Here is a 6,598-nt window from a genome sequence, read left to right on the forward strand (position 1 = left end):
CCGCTCAATCGCGTCCTCACGCTCGGCATTCGCTCCGAGGGGCACCGGTCGCGCCCGGCTTCTCCGATCGAGGGCTGGGGAGAGCTGTCGGCGGCTAGACGCTGAACTGCGGCGCCAGCCGTGCTTCGCTCCAGCGCCAGGGGAAGGCGCCGGGACGGCGCAGACCGCCGGTGAGGCGCAGGGTCAGGCCTTTCACGTCGTCGTTCCAGGTGACGTCGGCCTCGGCGCTCAGGTGCAGCAGCTCGCCGCGCGCGTAGTCGGGGATCAGCAGACCCGCGCGCGGGTGGCGCAGCAGGTTGCCCAGCGTCATGAAGAAGCGGTTGCCGGGGAACTCCGGCATCCAGAGCGCAACGCCGCCGTCCAGGCGGTGTTCCATCCGCAGGAAACCCGGCGGCCCGCCGCGGTGCGACACGTCCACGCCGTCCGCACGTCCGGCCCCCGGAGCCGGCGCCGAGGCGCTGGCGATGAACAGCGTGTCGGCGGCTTCGATCGATGCCAGCGCGCGGTCATCGAGCGCCGCGCTGAGCGGTTGCGCGAGCGCGGGCAGCGTGTCGTCCCAGGCCAGCGGATCGCGCGCCTGGATGTACTTCGGGCAATTGCCGAAACTCTGCACGACGCCGACCGACAGGCCCTCGCCTGACAACGCAAGCAGCCGGCCGTTCATGCGGTTGCGTCGCCGCGTGTGCGGTTCGAGCCCGAGCAGCGCCACCGGCGCGCCCGGTCCATGAGCCCGCAGCGCGGCGAGCGCCGGATCCTGGCCGTCCAGCGTCGCGGTCACCGTCATCGTCCGCGCGTCCGGCGTCGCGACGAAGCCGGGACGACCCGCCAGCATGGTCGCCCACGGCTGGCCTGCGGCGTCGATCGCGCCGAGCAGCAGCGTGGGCAGTTTGCCGAACAGCTCGCGATGCTGGTCCGGCATGTGATCGCGGACGATCTGCGGGCCAATCTCGGCCATGCGTTCACGGACGCCGACCGTCGCCTGCAGTGCCTGCTCGCCGGGGTGCCAGGTCGTGTCCATGGGGGCCTCAGAACTGGTCCGGCAGCGGCTTGAAGCGCGGCAGCGCCTCGATGCGCGCCAGCCAGGCGCGCAACCGCGGGTAGTCGTCCAGCGACACGCCGCCGAGCGGTGCCTGCGCCGTGTAGCCGTAGAAGGTCACGTCGGCCAGCGTCGGCCGGTCGGCGACGAGGAAGGCGGTGCGCGCGAGCTGCTCCTCGACCATCGCGAACAGCCGGTGTCCCAGCGTCAGCGAGGCCGGGTCGACCTCCAGCCCGGTCAGCGCGCGGAAGCGGGGTGTCGCTGCGCCCGGTCCGAGCAGGCTCACCGACAAGCTGAACCAGCGCTGCTGCCAGGCGGCCTCGACCGCGTCACGCGGCAGCCAGCCGTCATCGGGGGCGTAGCGCGTCGCCAGGTAGACCAGGATGGCGTTGCTCTCCGGCAGCACCACCTCGCCGTCTTCCAGCACCGGCACCTGGCTCAGCGGATTCAGCGCCACGAAGGCCGGCAGCCGTTGATCGCCGTTGCGCAGGCTGACGTCGACCACCGTGTAGGGCAGGTCGAGCAGGGACAGCAGCAGTTCCACGCGGTGGCAATGACCGGAGGCGGCCACGCGATGCAGTCGGAACGGGGCGGAAGGGCGGAGGACGGGGGCGTTCATCGGTGAGGGCTCCAGCGGAGGTCTTCGGAGGCCTGTACCGTAGCTCTTGCGTCAGTTGGCTGGAATGCCGACCGTGGATCATTCAGAATTGCAGCTGCCGAAATAATGCTGTCGCCGCAAGTCGGCGACCGTCCGCGACATGGACCATCTCGATCGCCTGCGTTGCTTCACCGCCGTGGCCGACACGCAGAGCTTCGCCGCGGCCGCGCGCCGGCTGGGCTGTTCCGCGCCGGCCGCGACGCGGGCGATCGCGGCGCTGGAGCAACGCCTCGGGGTCCAGCTGTTCCAGCGCAGCACGCGCTCGGTCCGGCTGACCGAGGCGGGGGAGCGCTTCGTCGTCGACTGCCGCCGCATCCTTGGCGACCTGGACGCCTCGGAGGCCGCGGCGGTGGGCGCGCAAGCCGAGCCGACGGGACTGCTGTCGCTGACCGCGCCCTCGATGTTCGGGCGGCTGCATGTCGCGCCGCTGGCCGCGGCGTTCCTACAGCAGCACGCGCGGATCCGGCTGAAGCTGCTGCTCGTCGACCGCGTCGTGTCGCTGCTCGATGAGGCGCAGGACCTGGCCGTGCGGATCGCCCATCTGCCGGATTCAGGCCTGATCGCCGTGCCGGTGGGCGCGATGCGGCGCGTCGTCGTGGGGTCGCCGGACTACCTGGCGCGGGCGGGAGAGCCCGGCTCGCCGCGAGACCTCGTCGAACACAGGATCATCGCCAGCTACTTCGACGGCCAGAGCATGACGCCCTGGCGTTTCCGCGACGGCCCCCAGGCGCTGTCGCCCACGCTGATGGTGAACGACAACGCCGCGGGTATCGCGGCGGCGGAGTCCGGCGTGGGTCTGGCCCGTTGCCAGATCTACCAGGCCGCGGACGCGGTGCGCGAGGGCCGGCTGCGCATCGTGCTGGCGGACCACGAACGGCCCGCCGCGCCGGTGCACCTGGTGCATGCCGCCGGCAGGCGCGTGCCGGCATCGCTGCGACTGCTGCTGGACTTCATGGCGGAACGCCTGCGCGCCCAGCCGGTGCTGGGCGGCGACGCCTTCCTGCGTGAGGATCACAGGCCGGTGAGTACCCCGAACGGATCGTAGAGGTCGCCGTCCGCGGACTGCCCCGGCACATCCGATGCGCTGCCGCGCGGCGCCGGTGGCCGGCAGACAAGTCCGTCGAGAAAATCCTCGTACGCCGACAGGGCCGAGGTGTGGCGCTTGATCGTTCCGGCCGTGTGGACGGCGAACATCCGGGAGATTCTCTCGTGTGACGTCTTGAAGACCGCGTGGGCGGCGCTGTTCTCGCCGATCAGGTCCAGTTGCCGCTTCGCGACACGTCGCTCTTCCGCGGCGAGCGCCGCCAGGCGCGCTTCCGGCAGGGCGAACAGGCTGCGACAGGCGTCCAGAATCTGGGTGATCCGGGTCATGGCGCAGTCAGCGCGCGGGTGGTCTTGGTCCGTCGGAGAACCGGCTTGGACGTCACGCGCCGCGATTTCGTCCAGGCGCGTCAGCATGTGCCGGCGCATCTTGAGCAAGTCGAGCGCCGCCGGGCCGCTGGATTCCGCCGCCAGGACCACGCCGGACCATGCCAGACGGACCTGGTTCAGGCGTTCCGAACCGGCACCGCGTCGCAGAGGCGCGCGCGGCACCGCAGACGAACGCGGAGGCGGCATCGCCGCCGCGTCCGCTTCTGCGTCCGTGCCCATGCCCATGCCCATGCTCGAAGGGGGCGCGGCAATCTGCTGGAGGTATTCGACGGCATGCCGCACCTGGGCCAGCGCTTGCGGCAGGCGCGCCGGATCGTCGAGCCGCGAGAAGCGTTCGTTCGCCAGATTGAAGTCGAGCACCGCCGGATGCAGGACTGGCCAGGACGCCGAGATCTGCCTGATCCACGGCTGAGCCAGGTCCCGCAGCCGGTGATGCTCCTGGCGGCAGGCGTACACGTCGACCGGCGTCGGCTGCGGCGTCGGAATGAGCGTCGTTGCCGTCGCCCACGACAGGCGGATATCGGCGGTGCTGCAGGGCGTATTCATGCGCGGTCCACGGAACGGGAAGCCCGCTCAGTGGACCGCGCGCGCGAATCAGCCTTTGGCCGTCGCCTTCTTCGCCGCGACCTTCTTGGCGGCAGGCTTGGCCGCCGTCTTGGCTGCCGGCTTCGCGGCGGTCTTGGCAGCCGGCTTCGCGCCAGGCTTGGCGGCGCGCGGTTCGAACTCGAACATCACCTTGCCTTCCTTCTTGTCGTAGGCGAGGAAGGCCTTGAACTTGCGGCGCGTCTTGTTGGAGACGAAGTTCTCCAGCAGGTCCGTCTTGCCGGTCGCCAGCAGCTTGGTCATCTGCTCGGCCTCGATGGGCTGCTGCAGGATGATCTTGCCGCTCTTGAAGTCGCAGGTGATCTTGTCGCCGACCGCGTGCTCGCAGACGTAGTTGCTGCCGAAGTCGAAGACGCGGCCGTTGCACTTCGGGCAGTGGCCCAGCGCGGTGTGGCCGCTGAAGTCCACCGGCTCGCCGTTCTCCTCGGCCTTCTTCGCGTCCTCGCCGAAGTCGAACTCCAGCTTCCAGTTGTCGATCTCGGCGTCGAACACCAGCGCCAGCTCGGCCGTGAAGGGCCAGCCCGCCTTGGAGCGGAAGCCCTCCAGCGGACCGACCTTCTTGTCGCGCAGGAAGGTCTCGACCTCGTTCAGCTCGAAGCTGCGGCCGCCCGGGATCTTGGGGATGGAGAAGCCGCACTCGTCGCCGTTGCCGACCTTGCCGGTGCAGGTGAAGCGGCGGTAGTTCTCCTTGACCACGCCGCCGCACTTCGGACACGGCGTCTTCAGCGTCGCGTAGTCGCCGGGGATGGTGTCGCGGTCGTATTCCTTGGCCTTGCGCACGACCTTCTCAGTCATCGCGGCGATCTCGGCCATGAAGTCCTCGCGCTTGAGGCGGCCCTTCTCCATCTCGGACAGCTGGAACTCCCAGTTGCCGGTCAGCTCGGGCTTGGACAGCTCGTCGACGCCCAGGCCGCGCAGCAGCGTCATCAGCTGGAAGGCCTTGGCGGTCGGGATCATCTCCCGGCCCTCGCGCAGCATGTACTTCTCGGCCAGCAGGCCTTCGATGATCGCGGCCCGCGTCGCCGGCGTGCCCAGGCCCTTCTCGGCCATGGCCTCGCGCAGTTCGTCGTCGTCGACCAGCTTGCCCGCGCCTTCCATCGCCGACAGCAGCGTCGCTTCCGTGTAGCGCGCCGGCGGCTTGGTCACCAGCGCCTTCACGTCGGTGCTCTCGGTGCGCACCACCTCGCCGGCCTTCACCGGCACCAGCATCGCGCCGCTGGTGCCCGGCTCGGCGTTCTCGTCGGTGGCTTCCTTGCCGTAGACGGCCTGCCAGCCCGGCTTGATCAGCACCTTGCCGTTGGTCTGGAAGGCATAGGACTTCGCCGGCGTCTTCACCGTCGAGATGCGCGTCGTGACCTGGAACTCGGCCGGCGGGAAGAACACCGCCAGGAAGCGCTTGACGACCATGTCGTAGAGCTTGGCCTCGGCCTCGGTCAGGCTGCTGGGCGCCTGCAGCGTCGGGATGATCGCGAAGTGATCCGACACCTTGGTGTTGTCGAAGACCTTCTTCGTCGGCTTGATGTAGCCCTTGTCCAGCGCCGTGCGCGCGTGCTGCGCCAGCGGCTGCAACGGGCCGGGCATGTTCGCGCTGGCGATCATGCGCGCGGTGTCCTGGGCGACGATCAGGTAGTCCTCGGGCAGGTAGCGCGAGTCGGTCCGCGGGTAGGTCAGCACCTTGTGCTTTTCATACAGCGCCTGCGCCAGGCCCAGCGTCGTCTTGGCCGAGAAGCCGAAGCGCGAGTTGGCCTCGCGCTGCAGCGTGGTCAGGTCGTACAGGCCGGGGCTGGCGGTCGTGCTGGGCTTGGACTCCTCGGTCACCGTCGCGGGCTGGCCCAGCGCGGCGGCGGCGATGGCATCGGCTTCGGCCTGCGTCCAGACGCGGTCGGCGCGCTGCTCGGGATCGTCGGCGTTCTTCTTGAACGCGGGGTCGAACCACTTGCCTTCGTACTGGCCGGCCTCGGCGTCGAAGTTGCCGCGGATTTCCCAGTAGTCGCGGTAGACGTGCTTGCGGATCTTCTCCTCGCGCTCGACGACGATGGACAGCGTCGGCGTCTGCACCCGGCCGACCGTGGTCAGGAAGAAGCCGCCGTCGCGCGAGTTGAACGCGGTCATCGCCCGTGTGCCGTTGATGCCCACCAGCCAGTCGGCTTCCGAACGGCAACGCGCGGCGTCGGCCAGCGGCAGCATCTGCTGGTCGGTGCGCAGCTGCTCGAAGCCGTCGCGGATCGCCTGCGGCGTCATCGACTGCAGCCACAAGCGGCTCACCGGCTTGTTCACCTGCGCCTTGGCCGTGCCGGCGTACTGGACGATGAGGCGGAAGATCAACTCCCCTTCGCGTCCCGCGTCGCAGGCGTTGATCAGCGAGGTCACGTCCTTGCGCTTGATCAGCTTGACCAGTGCGTTCAGCCGGCCCTTGCTCTTGTCGATCGGGTTCAGATCGAAGTGGGGCGGGATCACCGGCAGGTGGGCAAAGCTCCACTTGCCGCGCTTGACGTCGAACTCCTCTGGCGCCTTGATCTCCACCAGATGGCCGACGGCCGAGCTGACGACGTAGTCGTCGTTCTCGAAATACTCGTCATGCTTCTCGAACTTGCCCGACAGCGCGGTCAGCGCCTTGACGATGTCTTGCGCCACCGACGGCTTTTCCGCGATCACCAATGCCTTGCTCATGCGCTTGCTTCTTTCCTCTTCGTTCAGGTGTCCAAGATCTTCATGAACGCCTGCCTACAATCCGGCCTCGCGCGCACGTACACGTACGCGCACCCATGAATTCATACTAACCACAAGTTTTCGATGACGCGAAAAACAGCCTCTCGCCGCATCCAGGTCCGCAAGTCGGGCGTCCATGGCCGCGGGGTGTTCGCGGTGGC

General features: G+C 68.9%; 5 protein-coding genes. 1 reads left to right on the forward strand and 4 read right to left on the reverse strand.

The genetic code is table 11. The features are described 5' to 3' along the window. Nucleotides 1-94: 94 nt before the first annotated feature. Nucleotides 95-1,018 (reverse strand): pyridoxamine 5'-phosphate oxidase family protein, encoded by a 924-nt coding sequence (locus VF536_RS09045; protein ID WP_331614502.1) that lies wholly within the window; start codon nucleotides 1,016-1,018, stop codon nucleotides 95-97. A gap of 7 nt (nucleotides 1,019-1,025) precedes the next feature. Then, the gene (locus VF536_RS09050) at nucleotides 1,026-1,655 is read right to left on the reverse strand and encodes a glutathione S-transferase family protein (protein WP_331614503.1); all 630 of its coding nucleotides are present in this window, start codon (nucleotides 1,653-1,655) and stop codon (nucleotides 1,026-1,028) included. 139 nt (nucleotides 1,656-1,794) lie between these two features. Here VF536_RS09050 and VF536_RS09055 point away from each other — a divergent pair, with 139 nt between their 5' ends. Beyond that, the gene (locus VF536_RS09055) at nucleotides 1,795-2,739 is read left to right on the forward strand and encodes a LysR family transcriptional regulator (protein ID WP_331614504.1); all 945 of its coding nucleotides are present in this window, start codon (nucleotides 1,795-1,797) and stop codon (nucleotides 2,737-2,739) included. Here VF536_RS09055 and VF536_RS09060 read toward each other — a convergent pair. Both VF536_RS09060 and VF536_RS09065 read right to left on the reverse strand, forming a co-directional pair. Beyond that, entirely contained in the window at nucleotides 2,706-3,671 is a 966-nt protein-coding gene (locus VF536_RS09060) for a hypothetical protein (protein ID WP_331614505.1), read from the reverse strand. The genes VF536_RS09055 and VF536_RS09060 overlap by 34 nt on opposite strands. 48 nt (nucleotides 3,672-3,719) lie before the next feature. Continuing rightward, complete coding sequence (locus tag VF536_RS09065) at nucleotides 3,720-6,398, reverse strand: DNA topoisomerase III (RefSeq protein ID WP_331614506.1); 2,679 nt, start codon at nucleotides 6,396-6,398, stop codon at nucleotides 3,720-3,722. Nucleotides 6,399-6,598: the final 200 nt, after the last annotated feature.

Origin of the sequence: Roseateles sp. (assembly GCF_036486225.1) — a bacterium.
Classification (GTDB): Bacteria; Pseudomonadota; Gammaproteobacteria; order Burkholderiales; family Burkholderiaceae_C; genus Roseateles.

Excerpts from the sequence above, each read along its gene's own strand:
- VF536_RS09045 (WP_331614502.1), bottom strand. The coding sequence starts at position 1,018 with ATGGACACGACCTGGCACCCCGGCGAGCAGGCACTGCAGGCGACGGTC.
- VF536_RS09050 (WP_331614503.1), bottom strand. The coding sequence starts at position 1,655 with ATGAACGCCCCCGTCCTCCGCCCTTCCGCCCCGTTCCGACTGCATCGC.
- VF536_RS09055 (WP_331614504.1), top strand. The coding sequence starts at position 1,795 with ATGGACCATCTCGATCGCCTGCGTTGCTTCACCGCCGTGGCCGACACG.
- VF536_RS09060 (WP_331614505.1), bottom strand. The coding sequence starts at position 3,671 with ATGAATACGCCCTGCAGCACCGCCGATATCCGCCTGTCGTGGGCGACG.
- VF536_RS09065 (WP_331614506.1), bottom strand. The coding sequence starts at position 6,398 with ATGAGCAAGGCATTGGTGATCGCGGAAAAGCCGTCGGTGGCGCAAGAC.